The organism is Mycoplasma sp. 888 (assembly GCF_035609225.1).
GTDB lineage: Bacteria > Bacillota_I > Bacilli_A > Mycoplasmatales > Metamycoplasmataceae > Mycoplasmopsis.
This window is the reverse complement of record NZ_CP141192.1, coordinates 65,306-82,340: the sequence shown is the minus strand read 5'-3', so window position 1 is coordinate 82,340 and position 17,035 is coordinate 65,306. Positions and strand designations below refer to the sequence as shown.

At 32.6% G+C, this 17,035-nt stretch carries 16 protein-coding genes and 1 rRNA gene; all 17 read right to left on the bottom strand.

Annotated features, from left to right (window positions below; genetic code table 4):
- Position 1: 1 nt before the first annotated feature.
- The gene (locus tag U5U50_RS00470) at positions 2-1,654 is read right to left on the bottom strand and encodes a ribonuclease J (protein WP_324672902.1); all 1,653 of its coding nucleotides are present in this window, start codon (positions 1,652-1,654) and stop codon (positions 2-4) included.
- Between the two features lie 154 nt (positions 1,655-1,808).
- Positions 1,809-3,242 carry a pyruvate kinase gene (pyk, locus tag U5U50_RS00465; RefSeq protein ID WP_324672899.1) on the bottom strand — a complete coding sequence of 478 codons (1,434 nt, stop codon included), beginning with the start codon at positions 3,240-3,242 and terminating at the stop codon, positions 1,809-1,811.
- 168 nt (positions 3,243-3,410) lie between these two features.
- Positions 3,411-5,024: an MAG1430 family protein gene (locus tag U5U50_RS00460; protein WP_324672897.1), complete on the bottom strand. Its 1,614-nt coding sequence runs from the start codon at positions 5,022-5,024 to the stop codon at positions 3,411-3,413.
- Positions 5,011-5,604 carry a ribosome biogenesis GTP-binding protein YihA/YsxC gene (gene yihA / locus U5U50_RS00455; protein ID WP_324672896.1) on the bottom strand — a complete coding sequence of 198 codons (594 nt, stop codon included), beginning with the start codon at positions 5,602-5,604 and terminating at the stop codon, positions 5,011-5,013. Before yihA ends, U5U50_RS00460 begins: the two co-directional genes overlap by 14 nt.
- Positions 5,597-6,064 carry a pantetheine-phosphate adenylyltransferase gene (gene coaD / locus U5U50_RS00450; RefSeq protein WP_324672894.1) on the bottom strand — a complete coding sequence of 156 codons (468 nt, stop codon included), beginning with the start codon at positions 6,062-6,064 and terminating at the stop codon, positions 5,597-5,599. Before coaD ends, yihA begins: the two co-directional genes overlap by 8 nt.
- On the bottom strand, positions 6,051-7,247 hold the full coding sequence (locus U5U50_RS00445; RefSeq protein ID WP_324672892.1) for an acetate/propionate family kinase: 1,197 nt from the start codon (positions 7,245-7,247) through the stop codon (positions 6,051-6,053). The genes coaD and U5U50_RS00445 overlap by 14 nt, the downstream gene beginning before the upstream one ends.
- On the bottom strand, positions 7,247-8,086 hold the full coding sequence (locus U5U50_RS00440) for a phosphate acyltransferase (RefSeq protein ID WP_324672890.1): 840 nt from the start codon (positions 8,084-8,086) through the stop codon (positions 7,247-7,249). The genes U5U50_RS00445 and U5U50_RS00440 overlap by 1 nt, the downstream gene beginning before the upstream one ends.
- Before the next feature lie 261 nt (positions 8,087-8,347).
- Positions 8,348-8,710, bottom strand: coding sequence for a 50S ribosomal protein L17 (gene rplQ, locus U5U50_RS00435; protein ID WP_324672887.1), 363 nt, complete (start codon positions 8,708-8,710; stop codon positions 8,348-8,350).
- A gap of 1 nt (position 8,711) precedes the next feature.
- On the bottom strand, positions 8,712-9,728 hold the full coding sequence (locus U5U50_RS00430; protein ID WP_324672885.1) for a DNA-directed RNA polymerase subunit alpha: 1,017 nt from the start codon (positions 9,726-9,728) through the stop codon (positions 8,712-8,714).
- Between the two features lie 17 nt (positions 9,729-9,745).
- Complete coding sequence (gene rpsK / locus U5U50_RS00425) at positions 9,746-10,135, bottom strand: 30S ribosomal protein S11 (RefSeq protein WP_257089267.1); 390 nt, start codon at positions 10,133-10,135, stop codon at positions 9,746-9,748.
- A 2-nt stretch (positions 10,136-10,137) separates the two neighbouring features.
- Positions 10,138-10,506, bottom strand: coding sequence for a 30S ribosomal protein S13 (gene rpsM, locus U5U50_RS00420; RefSeq protein ID WP_257089265.1), 369 nt, complete (start codon positions 10,504-10,506; stop codon positions 10,138-10,140).
- Between the two features lie 19 nt (positions 10,507-10,525).
- Positions 10,526-10,639, bottom strand: coding sequence for a 50S ribosomal protein L36 (rpmJ, locus tag U5U50_RS00415; RefSeq protein WP_257089263.1), 114 nt, complete (start codon positions 10,637-10,639; stop codon positions 10,526-10,528).
- A 12-nt stretch (positions 10,640-10,651) separates the two neighbouring features.
- Positions 10,652-10,867, bottom strand: coding sequence for a translation initiation factor IF-1 (infA, locus tag U5U50_RS00410; protein WP_324672881.1), 216 nt, complete (start codon positions 10,865-10,867; stop codon positions 10,652-10,654).
- Positions 10,868-11,614: a type I methionyl aminopeptidase gene (map, locus tag U5U50_RS00405; protein WP_324672879.1), complete on the bottom strand. Its 747-nt coding sequence runs from the start codon at positions 11,612-11,614 to the stop codon at positions 10,868-10,870. It abuts the gene before it with no gap.
- A gap of 57 nt (positions 11,615-11,671) precedes the next feature.
- On the bottom strand, positions 11,672-12,346 hold the full coding sequence (locus U5U50_RS00400; RefSeq protein ID WP_324672877.1) for a nucleoside monophosphate kinase: 675 nt from the start codon (positions 12,344-12,346) through the stop codon (positions 11,672-11,674).
- A complete protein-coding gene (secY, locus tag U5U50_RS00395) occupies positions 12,340-13,734 on the bottom strand; it encodes a preprotein translocase subunit SecY (RefSeq protein WP_324672875.1) in 1,395 nt (464 codons plus the stop codon). The genes U5U50_RS00400 and secY overlap by 7 nt, the downstream gene beginning before the upstream one ends.
- A 341-nt stretch (positions 13,735-14,075) precedes the next feature.
- Positions 14,076-16,958 (bottom strand): 23S ribosomal RNA (locus U5U50_RS00390).
- Between the last annotated feature and the right edge of the window lie 77 nt (positions 16,959-17,035).

Here is a 17,035-nt window from a genome sequence, read left to right as displayed (position 1 = left end):
TCTAAACAGCTAAAAGTGACAAAGCAATCATAGGGTCTTTATCAGTTGCTTTGAATATTTTTTTTCTAATTGTTTTACGTAATTTTTCATTTAAATCATATATACGTTTGAAGTTGTTTGATTTGACTACATCTACAACGATTTGTTTAATTAAGTTAGTCATTCGCTCTTGCTCAGAAATATCAATAACACCAACATAATTAATGCGTAATTGTCCTGTTAAGTTACGTGTTTTCGAATCGTACATAATATTGATCACAATAACACCTTCTCTACCCAAAAATTCTCTTTCAGAAATAACTTCTGACGAAATGTCTCCAACTCCAAAACCATCAATAATAGTAGTTCCAACTTCTTTAACTTTTCCATTGTGACTAAATAATTTACCATTAATAAAGTGAGCTATTTTTCCATTCATTAAGACAAGTGTATTGATGTCTTGAACATTCTTAAGTTCATCATTAATGTAGTCACTAGCTGAAACTAAATATCTGTATAAACCTTGAGCAGGTATGAATACATCTGGTTTAAGAACTTTTACAAGTGAAACTAAATCATCTCTTGTAGGTCTTACATAAAAGAACATTTTTTCGCTAATATCAAATAGGTTGTGTGTGATTTTAGCTATTTCATCCATTGTTTGTGCATAATCAGACTCAAGACCATTAACTGGTGGAGCTAACATAATTACAGTATCAGTAGATTTAATTTTTAAATAAACGTCATTATTTTCTGTAATTCTATTGAAACGTGAATAAAGTCTTTCAGTTGATGCAGTAATTAAAACAATAGCATTTGAATGCTTATTAATTTGTCTGTGGTCAATTAATTTTGGTAATGGGACCACTGTTGAGAATTTAGAAATTAAATCTAATAAATCAGCATATGTTTTTCCATATGGAACTACTGGTCTGTTGTATTTGATTGCTAAATCTAAAACTTGTTGCAATGTAATCATTTCTTCACCATATGCGCCAACAATTATTTTTTCATTAGGATTTGCTTTCTTGAAAATATCATCAAGTTCGGTATATGCATTATATTTTTCAATTCCTCTGCCTGAAACATTTGATTTACCAGCATCTGAAACAATAGCTACAATTTTTCTACCTTCAAAGTATTTTGCAAGTAATGGGAAGTGAACTTTCCCATAAATTCCTAAGTTACCTTCAACATAGTTAAACATAAATAAGTAGTCACCTGTTTTAGTTTGGAAGTTAAACCCAATGTTTCCGGGCATTGAACCTGTTAGTCCAAAAGGAACGATTGTTAAATCACCAAATTGAAGTTTTTGTCTAATAACTTGAACTTGTCCTTTTTTAAGTTGAATATCGTATTTTGTAATTCTGTCAATAACTAAAACTTGATTAAATGCCGAAGTATAGATTTTAAGGTTAGGAATTTTCATTAATAATCAAGGGATTGCACTGAATGTTTCATTCTTAATGTCTGTGATAAATAAACCTTTAATTCTGTCTTTGTTTTTGACTAAATAATCAAAATTTGGAATAAGTGTATTAACACCATTTGACATATTTAAAGGCACCTTAGCTCCTGCATTAACTATAAAAATGTCGTCATTATATTCAAAAACATAACAGTTTTTACCGTTTTCGTCTTGTCCTCCAAGAGCGAAAATATTTACATTTTCCATATTTTTCTCTCTTTCATTATGTATTATGTGTTTTAAAAGTAAGGAATAATTAGTTTACTAATTAATTTTTTAATTATAGCAAATTGATTTTTTGAGGGTAAAAATAAAAACACCTAATACATAGGTGTTTTAGTAATTAATTACTTAATGCAAATTACTTAACAACGTGTTCTGTAATTTGATCGTTTTCAACAACTAAGAAAGCATCTCCTTGTTGAATTCCGTATGGTTCTAATGCTGAAACAGCATTTTCGTGATCTTGTTTTATAAGTGGGAATAATGATTCTGAATCAACTGAGTTTCATACTGATGAATATGAACCGAATGCATTGATTAATAATGGATCATTTACAATACCAATAACTGTTGAGTTAGGTCTGAATTTAGCAACTTCTTTTAATAAAGCTCCTGTTCTTGATAAAACAACAACATATTTGTATTTTCCTTGTTGTGCTTTTTGAGCTATTGAGTAAGCAATTTGTGAACGTTTGTTTGTTTGATCTGAATTTTTTCAAACTTTTTCTAATTGAATTTCATAGTAGTTTCTTGAGTAGAATTCTTTTTCTGCTCTTCTTGAAATAGCTGACATTGTTTTAACAGCCTCTAATGGGAATGAACCGTTTGCACTTTCTCCTGAAAGCATTGTTGAGTCAGCTCCTAATTCAACTGCATAGTAAACGTCTGTAACTTCAGCACGTGTTGGGTGTGGCGAGTTTTCCATTGAGTCTAACATTTGTGTTGCAACGATAACTGGTTTACCAGCTTCACGACATTTTCTAATGAACATTTTTTCATAGTATGGAACATCGTAGTAAGGAATTTCTAATCCTAAGTCTCCACGAGCAACCATAATACCGTCTGATGCTTCAATAATTTCATCAATGTTTACACATCCTAAATGTGATTCAATTTTTGAGAAGATTTGAATGTGTTTTCCACCGTTGTCATCTAATAATTTTCTTAATTCTTTAACGTTTTTAGCTGAGTTAACAAATGAAGCAGCAACATAGTTAATTCCACTTTTAATTCCGAATTTAACGTCGTTGATGTCTTTTTCAGCTAAGAATGGTAATGAGAAGTCAACACCTGGTAAGTTAACACGTTTGTTTGTTTTTAATTTGTGTGTGTTTTCAGCTTTAACTTTTACGTAACCATTTCCAACTTCTGTAACTACTGTTGATAATTTACCATCATCAATTAAAACTTGGTTTCCAACAGATAAGTCTTGTGCCATATCATATGCAACTGTAATTTCTGTTGATGTACCTTCGTGTGAAAGATATTTTTCTTGTGTTGTGTAGATGATCATTTCTGTACCTGATTGCACAACTTGAGCTCCATCTTTCATTTTTCCAATACGAATTTCAGGTCCTTTAGTATCTAACATAAGAGAAACTGGAACTTTTAATTCTTGTGAAACTCTTTTTCCTAATGCAAATTTATTTAATTGTTCTTCGTGTGAACCGTGGCTAAAGTTTGCTCTAATTGTTGTTACACCATTTTGAACTAATGATAATAACATATCATAGTTATCACTTGATGGACCAATTGTAGCAACTAATTTAGTTCTTTTATCAGTAATTTTCATATTGCTCCTAGTAATTAAATATATATTTAAAATATAAACATATTTTACAACATTTTTTAAGTTTTACCTTATGGTAGTTTGTAATTAGTTCTATATTTTTATTGCTACGCACAAGTAATAAAAACACAATGCGCTAATTGTTAGAACATTGTGTTCACAAATAATTTATTAAACTTGTTGATTTAAAAATGAAACATCTTGATTAAGTTCGATTGTATTATCACTTGTTAATGCAAATACAGATTTAGCAGTTAAATCATCTTTTGTAGCTTTTAAAACGTTTTGATTGAGCACTAAATGAACATTTAATATCTTATCTGCCATTGTAATTGTTGATTGTGCTCAATCAATTGTAACTAAATCATTGACTTGTAAATCGAAGTTAGCTTTGATAAATTCAGGTTTAGTTTCTTCGTTTAAAGTAGTTACATAATCGTTTAATGCTTGAATAGATGAGTAGTTAGCTTTTAATTTTTCTTCACTTAATGTAAGTGATTTAGTAATTAATGTTGAATATTTATTATCTGCAGCAACCGTTGCAAATCCTGTTAGTTCATAAATATATTGTTCTACAGCTTCATTTTTACTATTTAGTTTCTTAAATTGTAAATATAAAGTTCCTGTCTCATCATTTGCATATGATGTAAATTCGATGTTTGACATAGTGTAGAAGATATTTTTAGTTGTTGCATTATCATTATAAACAAATGTAAATGATTTATCTGTATCAGTTTTAGCAGCTTGTTCTGAAGTCATTACATTTTGAGTTTTAAGTTCTGCTAATCATTTATCTTTGTTTCAATTTGTATCGCCGATTTGAAGAATTGGAGAACTAGCAAATTCTGAAGCTAAATGAGTTGATTTATCTAATAAACCTGTTGAAACTAATGAATAATTTTCAATTGTCGGTCTAACAGCGTCCAAGAATGATAAATCAACAGTAGTATCAACTTTATTATTTTCTTCTAAATTAAATACTGATTGTGTACTTAAATTTTCTTTTGTAGCAGCTAATACATTTAAGTTGTATGAAATGCTTAATTTCATTATTTTGCCCTCAAATGTAACTTGCACACTGCTTCAATTAAAATCAGTCAATTTAGATGATTCTTTTGTCAAAAAATGATTTTTAATAAATTCAACTTTTTTATCTTGTTCTAAGGCTTCAAAGTGTGTTTTTAAGGCATCTGAAGATTTGAATTCTCTAAATAATTTTTCAGTATCAGCAGTTAATGTAGCAATTGTTAAATTGGCATATGGATTTTTAGCAGTCAATATTGCAAAACCAGTTAATTCAAAAATGTGAGTTTTAACTGTATTTGCATTTTTATCTTTAACTAACATTTTAAGTAATAATGTACCTGTTAAATCGTTTGCATATGAAACAAATTCAATTCTATAACCTTGATCTCTAGCTTCTTGAGCAATCGCATTAAATACCATTCCATCGCTTGCTGTTAATTGAAATGATTTAATATTATCAACTTGATTTTTATCACTTTCAGTTTGGATTTTGTCAACTGTAAGTTCTTTAATTCAAGCTGAATTATCTCATTTTGTTCCATTAATAGGAACTAATGGGTTTGTTGCATATTCAGAAGCTAAATGTTTATCTTTAGTTAATGAACCAGTAGCATTTAGATTAAAATCTGCATAATTTATATTAGTTTTTTTCATTGATTGTTTAACTAATAATGCCGATGTAGCTGCTATTCCACCAAGAACAACAACTGAACCACCTAAAAGTAATAATGGTTTTAATGTTTGTTTAGTCAATTTCATTTTCATCTCCTGAAAGAGTTTGTGTTAAATCGTCACTAAGTTGCTCAATTCCGACTTTTTTTTCTGAAGAAACTAAGAAATACTCAAAGTTTCCAAATTCATTACGTAAATTTTTAATGTGATTTAATAGTTGGTTTTTGTCTTTTTGTTTAAGTTTGTCAGTTTTTGTGAAAACTAACTTAAAGTTTATATTATTTGATATTAAAAAATTTAATTCGGGAACGTCTGTATTAGTAATTCCGTGTCTAGAATCAATTAATAAGTAAACACATCTAAGGTTTTTTCTTTCTATTAAATATTCATAAATCATCTTAATCATTTTATCTTTTTGAGTTTGTGAAATTTTTGCATAACCATAACCTGGTAAGTCAACTAAAACTGCTCCAAATTCATTTTCAAAATAATTAATTAATTGTGTACGACCTGGGGTCTTAGATGTTTTTGCTAATTTCTTATTTTCAACAATTGCATTGATTAATGAGCTTTTTCCAACGTTTGAGCGACCTCAAAAAGCAACTTCATAATTTGGATGTTCGTATCAATTTGTTCTGTTTGTAGATGATTTAATAAATTTAAACATGTCCTAAATTCCTTTTTTGTTTTGCTTTTTCTGTTTGTTCTTTATGCTGTTGTCTGATTTGAGTTGAAGAAATATTTGAGTTTTCATAATCAGGTATTATTATGATTGTTTCAAGATTATTATTTAAAGCATTATTTGCTGTAGCTAATTTAAGTTCATAATTAAAGTCAGTTTGATTTCTAGCACTACGTACAAGTCATTTTGCATTTAATTGATGGGCCAAATCAGCTGTTAAATCAAAGTAGTTTTTTAAGACAACTACTTTATCGTTTTCTTGATATTTATTTTTAATTGCTTCAAAATTTTCTTCAATTCTTTCAATATTATCTTTATCAGGATTGTAAGTTACAACAACATAAAGTTTGTCAAAAAGCTCGGTAGCTTTTTGCACTATTGATTCGTGACCTTTATGAAATGGATCGAATGACCCAGGAAATAAAGCTATTTTAGTTTTGTTCATAAATTTTAATTGCATTTCTTGCAATAACTAATTCTTCATTTGTTCTAATTACATAAACTGGAACTTCTGAATCAGGTGCAGAAATTAAAGCGAATTCACCAATTCGTCCATAGTTAACTTCTGAGTTTAATTTAATGTTTTTAAAGAATAATTTATCTACAATCATTTCTCTAATAATAGGTGTGTTTTCCCCAATTCCAGCTGTGAAAACAAGCGCGTCTGGTTTACCACCAATTTTGTTTGCATAAACTGCTACATAGTCAGCAATTTTTTGTGAGTAAAGTTCAAGTGCAAATTGTGCATCTACATTTCCTTTATCTGCTGCAGCACAAATATCTCTCATATCTGAAGAAATTGTAGAAACACCTAAAAGACCACTTTGTTTATTTAAAATATCTGTGAATTGATTGATATTTAAACCTGATTGGTTGATAACAAATTGATGAATTGAAGGGTCAATGTCACCACTTCTTGTTCCCATCATTATTCCAGCTAATGGTGTAAGTCCCATTGATGTGTCAAATGATTTTGAATCTTTAACAGCACATAATGAACCACCGTTTCCTAAGTGCATATTAACAAACGTTACAGTTTCTTTGCCTAAGATTTGAGCAAGTTTTTCTGTAATGTATTGGTGTGAAATTCCATGAGCACCATATCTTTTGATTTCATATTTTTCTACTAATTCTTTTGGTAATGCATATGAGCTATTTACTTTGTTAATTGTTGTATGAAATGCTGTATCGAAGTCACCTGATAATTTAGCGTGTGGGAAAACTTTTCTAAATCCGTAAATTGATTGCACTGCCCCTGGATTGTGTAATGGCGCATAAATCGAAACTTTATCTACAATGTTAATTGCTTCATCTGTGATTTTAGCTGTATTGTTAAAGTATGTACCACCTTGAACAATTCTAAATCCAATGTATTCAATTTCTTCTGGTTGGTGGATTAGATTAATTTCTTCCATTAATTCATATAATTTGTTAACAGCAACTTCATGATTTGGCATTGCTACTGTTTTTTCAAATTTTTGACCATTGAATTTAATTGAAATAGCTCCCTCAGGTAATGTAATTCTTTCAGCAATACCACTAGCCATTAATTCTAATGATTCTTTATCAAATAAACTTAATTTAATTGAGCTACTTCCCGCATTAATTACTAAAACTTTTTTATTCATTATCACTCCTTGTTTGTGTTTAGAATTGAAATAAGAATTGTTCCTATTATATCTTTTGTCGTTGCTCCCCTTGATAAGTCTGCAACAGTTTGATTAAATCCTAAAACAAAAGGACCATATGCATTGAATTTACCTAACTGTTGAATAAATTTGTAAGATATGTTAGCTGAATTTAAATCAGGAAACACAAATACATTAGCATCTTGGTAATTGAATAAATCTTTTTTCTCTCTTATTTTGTTATTTAACGCTGCATCAACTTGAACTTCACTTGCATACACATTTTCGTGTGGATATTTTTCTGAAAACAATTTTGCTGCATTTGACATTTTTAAAGCTTGTGCACTTGAGTTTGAACCATTTGTTGAAAACGACACAAATGCACCAGTTGGTTTATCGAGAACTTTTTTGCTAAAGTCCATGGCATTTTTAGTTATATCAACTAATTGTTTTTCAGTTGGCTCAATAATAAAAGAAGGATCAGAAACTACATAAGTTTGTAATTTTTTATTAAGCACCATTGCTGATGAAATTGTGCTTGTTGTTTTATCTAAAACCCTTAGAGCACTATGATAAAATGATTTTGAAGTTGTGTTATATCCTCCTACAACAACGTCATATTTCTGTGTTTTAGCAATGTACATTCCAATGATGTTTCTAGTGTTTGAATCAAACTCAAGGTCAAGTTGATTTAAATCTAAATTAGGTTGTTTTTTTAATCTAGATTCTATGTAGTTTTGCTTAATTTCTTGGATTTGGTCAAATGAGACAAAAACATCGTGTTTATCATTTGAGTTTTTAAATGATAAGTAGTTGATTATGATGTTTTTATTTAGCATTAATTTGTTTATTCAGAACCTTTGAGAAGGTAAATAAGTATCTATTAAAAGCACTGTATATTGGTGCTTTTTGTGTTTAATTTTTCAAAATATTGAGTGTAAAAGCATAGTATCCTTTTTAGTTTGTTATATTATACCAATAGTTTAGTTTTATGTTAATTGTATATAACTAAGTTATTTAGTGTTAAATAAAAAAATATCAGTTTAAATGTAAACTGATATCTATATATAAAACTCATATTTATTATATAAAAGTAAAGATTAAACTAATTCAATAATTGCCATACGTGTTGAATCACCTTGACGACGAGGTAATTTAATAATTCTTGTGTATCCACCGTTTCTTTCTGAGTATTTTGGTGCAATATCATCAAATAAGTATGATAATACAGCTTTACCATCTTTAGTTTTAATTGGACGTAAGAAACCTGCAACAGCACGTCTGTTTGCTAATGTAGGGTTTTTAGCTTTTTGAATCATTTTTTCAGCGTGTCTTCTTAATTCTTTTGCTCTTGTTAAAGTTGTAACAATTCTTCCGTTTACGTATAATTCACTAACAAGTGAACGCATTACACCGTTTCTTCATTTAGTGTCACGTGAATAGATTTGTGTTGGGTTTGCCATATTACTCATCTCCTTCTTTTAATTCAAAACCGTAATCTTTAACTTTATCAATGATTTCTTGAATTGATTTTCTACCTAAGTTCTTTGTTTGCTCTAATTGTGAAACTGTAAGTTCTCTAATTTGTGATAATTTAGTTTTCTTAATTTTTCTAAGTGCATTAGCTGAACGAACTGATAAGTTCATTTGTGAAATATCGATGTCATCTTCTTGTTTTTCTTCTGGTTTTTCAACGATTTCTTCAAAGATATCAACTTTCATTTTATCTGTGTCTCCAATTACTTCAAGAAGACCAATTAAAATGTCAGCTGCTTGTCTAAGAGCATCTTTTGCATCTACTGTTCCGTCTGTTTCAATGTTAAACTCAAGTTCTTCTTCAATTCTGTTTGAAGCTGAGTTCATTTCCTTGATGTTGTAGTAAACTTTTTTGATTGGTGAGAAGTTTGAATCAACTGCGATAAATTCACCTTTTTTAATGTCACTCATTGGAGCTAAATCATCTTTTTTACGTTTAGAAATGTAAGCTTTGTTTTCATCAAATGAAACAAATCCACGCCCTGAACGTAAGTAAATTTCAACATTAAGAGCTTTAACATTCATAACTGTAGCTAACTTAATGTTTGTATCAATAACTTGAACACCTGGGTGTGAAACTACTTTAAGTGATCTTGAAGTAACTTCTCCAGAAGTTTCTGATTGTAATGTCACTTTTACAATTTCGTTGTCTTTAACAATGTTAGGGTTGTAAGCAAAACGAACTTTACGTAAATTCATTAATAAAGTAATAACATCTTCTGTAACATCTTTGATTGTTTGGAATTCATGATCAACACCTTCGATTTTAACTGCAAATGGTGCTAATGATGAAATTGTTGATAATAATGTTCTTCTTAAAGGAACAGCTAATGTATTACCAAACCCTCTTTCAAGACCTCTTAATACAAAAGTTGTTTCAGCAACATCATCTCTTTTGTGGATTACAGGTTTATCTAAGTAAACCAATTTTTTCATTTTTTCCATTGTTTACCTCTTTTGAATTATTTTTTCATACGTTCACGTTTTAAGATACGTTTTGGTGGTCTTGTTCCGTTGTGTGGAACTGGTGTAACATCTTTGATTTCTGTTACTGTAATACCGCTAACTTCGATTTGTTTTCTAGCAGCATCTTTTCCAGCTCCAAGACCTTTTAATTCAACTTTAACTGTTTTGATTCCGTGTTCTTTAGCAGCTTCAGCAGCAGCTTGCGCAGCTAAGCCAGCAGCATATGGAGTTTTCTTTTTAGTACCTTTGTATCCGATTGCTCCTGCTGAACTTCAAGCAATAACATTCCCGTTTTCATCAGCAAAAGTAACAATTGTGTTTTGGTTTGTTGAGTGAATGTGTGCTACACCACTTGTAATGTTCTTTTTCTTAGTTTTACGAGCCATTATTATTTACCTTTCTTTCCTGCTACAGTTTTTCTTGGACCCTTACGTGTACGAGCATTCTTTTGAGTACTTTGTCCACGAACTGGTAATCCTTTACGGTGTCTCATTCCACGGTAGCATTTGATTTCCATTAAACGTTTGATGTTTAATGAAACTTCTCTACGTAAGTCACCTTCTGTTGTGTAAACTTTAGCTGCTTCACGAATTCTTGATAATTCCTCTTCTGATAAATCTTTTACACGAGCATCTTCACTAATGTTTGCTACTTTACAAATTTCTTTTGCTAATGTTCTTCCAATTCCATAAATGTATGTTAACGAAATAACAACACGTTTATTGTTTGGGATTTCGACGTTTAAAATTCTAGCCATTTAAAATCCTTTCTAACAATTACCCTTGTCTTTGTTTGTGTTTTGGTTGAACACAAATAACACGGATAATTCCTCTACGTTTAATGATTTTACAGTCTTTACACATTTTTTTAACACTTGCTCTAACTTTCATTAGTTCTCCTTATTACTTGTGTCTGTAAGTAATACGTCCTTGTGTTGTATCATAAGGACTTACTTCGACATCAACTGTATCACCTGGTAAGATACGAATCTGGTTAATTCTCATCTTTCCAGAAATATGAGCTTTAATTGTGATGCCATTTTCAAGTTCTACCAAATAATCATCAATTGTGAAAACTTCTTTGACAACACCTTTTATTTTAATAGCATCTTTTGCCAATTAGATTCCTTTCGTTAACACGATTCCTTTTCCATTTTTGATAAGTACAGTGTGTTCATAATGAGCTGTTCTTGTATTATTGGCGCTAACTATTGTTCACCCATCTCTAAGTTGAATAAATTTATTAGTTTGGGCAATCATTGGCTCAATACAAATTACCATACCATCTTTAAGTAATGGACCAGTTCCTTTTTTACCTTCATTGAAAATATTAGGATCTTCATGTAATCTTCTTCCGATTCCATGACCACAAAAGTCTCTTGGTGTAAATAAACCGTGCTTATGGATATATTCACCTATTGCATAAGATATATCACCTGTTCTAGCACCTTTTTTAATCGCTTTTAATCCAGCTTCAAAAGCTCCTTTAGCTACATCAATAAGTTTCTGATCTAGAGGCGAAACTTTTCCGACCGGTTTAGTGAAGGCACTATCACTATAAAAACCTTCTCAGATACATCCTAAGTCAACACTAACAATGTCACCTTCTTCTATGATGCGATCTGTAGGTATTCCGTGGATCAATTGTTCATTAACTGATATACATGCTGTACTTGGAAAACCTTGATAACCTTTAAATGCAGGTTTAGCTCCACGTTTGATTATTTCTTTAAAAGCCAATTGATCAATATCTTTTAAAGAAACCCCTGGTCTTACAAAGTCTCAAACTGTTTGTTTGACTTCTGCCAAGATTTGACAAGATTTGGTAATCTTTTGAATTTCTTCTTCTGTTTTTACTCAAGACATAATTAGATCACCTTTCTTTGTAAAAAATAAAATAATCTAACATATATGTTAGATATTTTAAAGTTTATTTATTTTATCACTTTTTTGCAAAATTTCAAGTACCTGTTTTGCAACTTCTTCAGGTGTAGCTGAAGCATCTACAACTCTTAATTCATCGAGTGATTTGTAGTAATCAATTAATGGTTTTGTTTGTTCTTCATAGATTTTTAATCTGTGTTCAATACGTTCAGGTGTATCATCTGCACGTTGAATAATTTGATCAGAACAAACATCACAAACACCTTCCACTTTAGGTGGTTGGAAGTCTACATGGTAGCCTGAACCACAATTTACACATGTTCTTCTACCACTTAAACGTTTAATGATTTCTTCGTTATTTACTTGAAGCTCGATAACTATAAATTCAAAGTCTTTAAGTGAATTTAAGAACTCGGCTTGAGCTTTAGTTCTAGGAAAACCATCTAGGATAAAAAATTGGTTATTTTCTTTTAATTTTAAGATTGCATTTTCAACAATTTTATTTGTGATTTCATCAAGTACATATCCACCTGTTGTCACAATGTTTTGAACTTTAAGACCAAGTTCAGTTTTTTGCGCTATTTCGTTTCTAAAAATGTTACCTGTTGATAAATGAATTAAATTACTTGTTTTTGACAATAAAGAAGCAACAGTGCCTTTTCCTGCTCCTGGTTGTCCCATAAAAATCACATTTTTATTTATTTTATTTATCATAATAAACCTTCTACGTTTTCTGCTGAGTTACTTTCAATATTTTTAATTGACTCTCTTTTTGCTTTTGATAAATTATTTGATTTAATTCTTGCTTGTAATTGTCCTACTGTTTCAAGTGCAACACTTACTAAAATCATAAGTCCTGTACCACCAAATGAAATTACACTAGGTAAAATACCGGCCATAATTTCAATAAATTGCATACTTCCTAACGCTAATAAATAGAATGATGAAAACACACTTAATCTAAACACAATCCCAATTAAGTAATCTTGTGTTTCTTCTCCAGGTCTTACACCTGGAATAAATGTTGAATTTTTAGCAAAATCTTCAGCTATCTTATCAACTTTTGATTGTTGAATACCCATAACTAATGAGAATGCAAAAATAACAACTATAAGTAATATAAATCCAATTGGTTGAGTAAATTGCATATTTTGGTTAATTCATTGTTTTGATGCATTATCATCTGGTAGTACGTTTGCAATCATTGTCGGAAATGATAAAACCATCATAGCAAAGATAATAGGCATAATTCCGGCTGGATTTAGTTTAATAGGTAAATAACCGATGTCTTTTTTAGATTTAGATCTACCTGCTCCTATTTGTTGGATAGGTATATGTCTTTCTGCTACATAAACAATAGCTATAATCATTAAAACAAGTAAGTAAACAAGTATATATGTGAAGAAGTTGACTATACCAACAAGTACGCCGCTTGAGCCAGATAAATCAACACCTATGTAATGTAAGAATGCTTCTTTAAATTGGAATGGTAATCTAGCAGCAATACCTGTGAAAATAATTAAACTTGTTCCATTTCCAATTCCTTTATTTGTGATTTGTTCTGAAATAAATAAAGCAAATAATGAAGCGGAAGTTAAAACCATCGGAAGCATAAAGAATGTTAAAAATTCTTTTGATACAATTCCATATCCATCCAACTCAATGAATTGACTATTTCCATTACCAAGTGTTTTAATCAAGAAAACAGCTTGTGGGTAAGCAATAACAATTGTTAACAATCTAGTAACAATATTTATTTTTCTTCTACCTTGCGGTCCACTCTGACTTAATTTATAGATTGGAGGGAATATTTTTGATTGTAAAATCATCATTATAAGAGAAGCATTAATAAATGGACTAATGCCTAAAGCAAATAGTGAGAACTGTCTAAGCCCTCCACCACCGATTAAGTTTAATGTATTTAAAAAAGAGTTACTACTAATTGCATCTTCATTTTTAATCTTTACAAATGGTAATGTTATAGTAGTTCCTAAAATATAGATTGCCAACATGAGTAAAGTAAAAATAGCCTTCTTCGTTAAATCTTTATTTGTGAAGAATGCTCTTAATCTATTTTTTGTTTTATAGATTAAATTACCCAATGTACTCGCCCCTTTTTTAAAATATATTGGTATTATATAACAAAATATTTTTTTTCATAGTTTGAGTTAATAAAAAAACACCATTAAAGGTGCTAAATATTCTTTGAAAACTGAATAGTTATTTTAATAATTCATTAAAATGTCTGAATACATCTTAATATACTTTTAAACCTATCAATTTATTAGTAATGGTCAGCTGAATGTATTACTACACTTACACTTCCATCCTATCAACCTCGTAGTCTACAAGGAATTTCACACCATTAAAGGTGCTAAATATTCTTTGAAAACTGAATAGTTATTTTAATAATTCATTAAAATGTCTGAATACATCTTAATATACTTTTAAACCTATCAATTTATTAGTAATGGTCAGCTGAATGTATTACTACACTTACACTTCCATCCTATCAACCTCGTAGTCTACAAGGAATTTCAAGGGAATACTTATCTCTGAGGAGGCTTCCCACTTAGATGCTTTCAGCGGTTATCCCTTCCGTACTTAGCTACCCAGCTGTGCTTCTGGCGAAACAACTGGAACACCAGCGGTACGTCCACTCCGGTCCTCTCGTACTAAGAGCAGCTCTCATCAATATTCCAACGCCCACATCAGATAGGGACCGAACTGTCTCACGACGTTCTGAACCCAGCTCGCGTACCGCTTTAATTGGCGAACAGCCAAACCCTTGGAACCGACTCCAGCTCCAGGATGCGATGAGCCGACATCGAGGTGCCAAACCTTGCCGTCGATGTGATCTCTTGGGCAAGATAAGCCTGTTATCCCCAGGGTAACTTTTATCCGTTGAGCGACTGCCGTTCCATGACGTACAGCCGGATCACTAAGTCCTGCTTTCGCACCTGCTCGACTTGTAGGTCTCGCAGTCAAGCACACTTCTACCTTTGCGCTCTTCATACGGTTTCTGACCGTATTGAGTGTACCTTTGAACGCCTCCGTTACCTTTTAGGAGGCGACCGCCCCAGTCAAACTACCCACCACGCACTGTCTCCCCACCGGATAACGGTGGCAGGTTAGAACTCAACATACCAAGGGTGGTATTTCAAGGTCGACTACTCTAAGACTGGCGTCTTAGCATCACTGTCTCCCACCTATCCTACACATGTTAGGCCAAGTTTCAATACGAAGTTGTAGTAAAGCTCCATGGGGTCTTTTCGTCTTGATGCGGGTACCCAGCGTTTTCACTGGGACCATAATTTCACCGAGTCCAATGTTGAGACAGTTGAGAGATCATTGCGCCTTTCGTGCAGGTCAGTATTTAGCCGACAAGGAATTTCGCTACCTTAGGACCGTTATAGTTACGGCCGCCGTTCACCCGGGCTTCATTTCAATGCTTCGCGTAAAGCTAACAAATCCACTTAACCTTCGGGCACTGGGCAGGCTTCACCCCCTATACATCATCTTACGATTTAGCAGAGAGCTGTGTTTTTGATAAACAGTTGCCCCTCACAATTTACTGTGGCCAACTAAAAGTTGGCACCCCTTTCGCGAACTTACGGGGTTAATTTGCAGAGTTCCTTAACATTGGTTTTCTCGCTCGCCTTAGAATACTCATCTTGGGAACGTGTGTCCGTTCTCGGTACAGGTACCATTGACCTTAAAGTTTAGAAGCTTTTCTAGGAAGTATGAAATCACACAATTCGATGAAACCACCTATGCATCATAGCTCCCAGTTAAAGAGTTCGCATTTAACTAAACTCCCCAGTTGCTACTTACCCCCAAATCCAATAATGGGTAGTGTTATCCTCCTTCGTCACTCCATCACAAATCAAGGTAGTACAGGAATATTAACCTGTTGTCCATCGGATACGCTTTTCAGCCTCTCCTTAGGTCCTGACTAACCCTGGGTGGACGAACCTTCCCCAGGAAACCTTTCCCAATAGGCGTTGAGGATTCTCACCTCAAATCGTTACTCATACCGGCATTCTCACTTCTTAACGCTCCACCAGTCCTCACGGTCTGACTTCACTGCGATAAGAACGCTCCTCTAACGTACTAAATGTACCCGTGGCTTCGGTATTGTGTTTTACTCCCGTTACATTATTGGCGCAAGATCTCTTGACTAGTGAGCTATTACGCACTCTTTAAAGGATGGCTGCTTCTAAGCCAACCTCCTAGTTGTTTATGAAATCTCACAACCTTTCTGACTTAACACAATTTTGGGACCTTAGCCGACAATCTGGGTTGTTGCCCTCGCGAGCCGGGACGTTAGCACCCCGGTTCCGACTGCATGATAATACACAATGATATTCGGAGTTTGATTATAGTCAGTACCGCTAGACGCGGCCATTCCATATTCAGTGCTCTACCATCAAAGTTTAACATCACACGCTAGCCCTAAAGCTATTTCGAGGAGAACCAGCTATCTCCAAGTTCGATTGGAATTTCTCCACTATTCACAAGTCATCCGGGCACTTTTCAGCGTACTACGGTTCGGCCCTCCACTTGGGGTTAACCAAGCTTCAGCCTGCTCATGAATAGATCACATGGTTTCGGGTATATATCAACATACTAAACGCCCTATTAAGACTCGATTTCTCTACGGCTCCGTTTTTATCTACTTAACCTCGCATGTTAACATAACTCGCCGGTCCATACTGCAAGATGTACGCCATCAGCCATTAACGGCCTCTGACTAATTGTAAGTAAGTGGTTTCAGATTCTATTTCACTCCCCTCCCGGGGTTCTTTTCACCTTTCCCTCACGGTACTAGTTCACTATCGGTGTCTGATTAGTATTTAGCCTTACCGGATGGTCCCGGCAGATTCAGACAGGGTTTCACGTGCCCGACCTACTCAGGATACTACTAAAAGACTTTGTTATTTCACATACAGGAGTATCACCTTCTGTGCTTAGACTTTCCAATCTATTCTGCTATAACAAAATTTTGTAACTTTGTGTAAGTAGTCCTACAACCCCAATTAAAAATTGGTTTGGGCTCTTTCACGTTCGCTCGCCGCTACTGATGAAATCATTTTTTATTTTCTCTTCCTGTTGCTACTAAGATGTTTCAGTTCACAACGTGTCTCGCAAAAGGGACTATATATTCATCCCTTAGCAACTAGACATTACTCTAGTTAGGTTTCCCCATTCGGAAATCCCCGTTTCGTAGCTTATATCCAGCTCCACGAGGCTTATTGCAGGTAATCACGTCCTTCATCGACTTCCAGACCCAAGGCATCCACCACAAACTCTTACTTATTTAAAAGTTGTAACAATATAACCTATTATTGTTGATGTATTCAAAGACATTTTAATAAATTATTATTTCTAATAATTTATAAC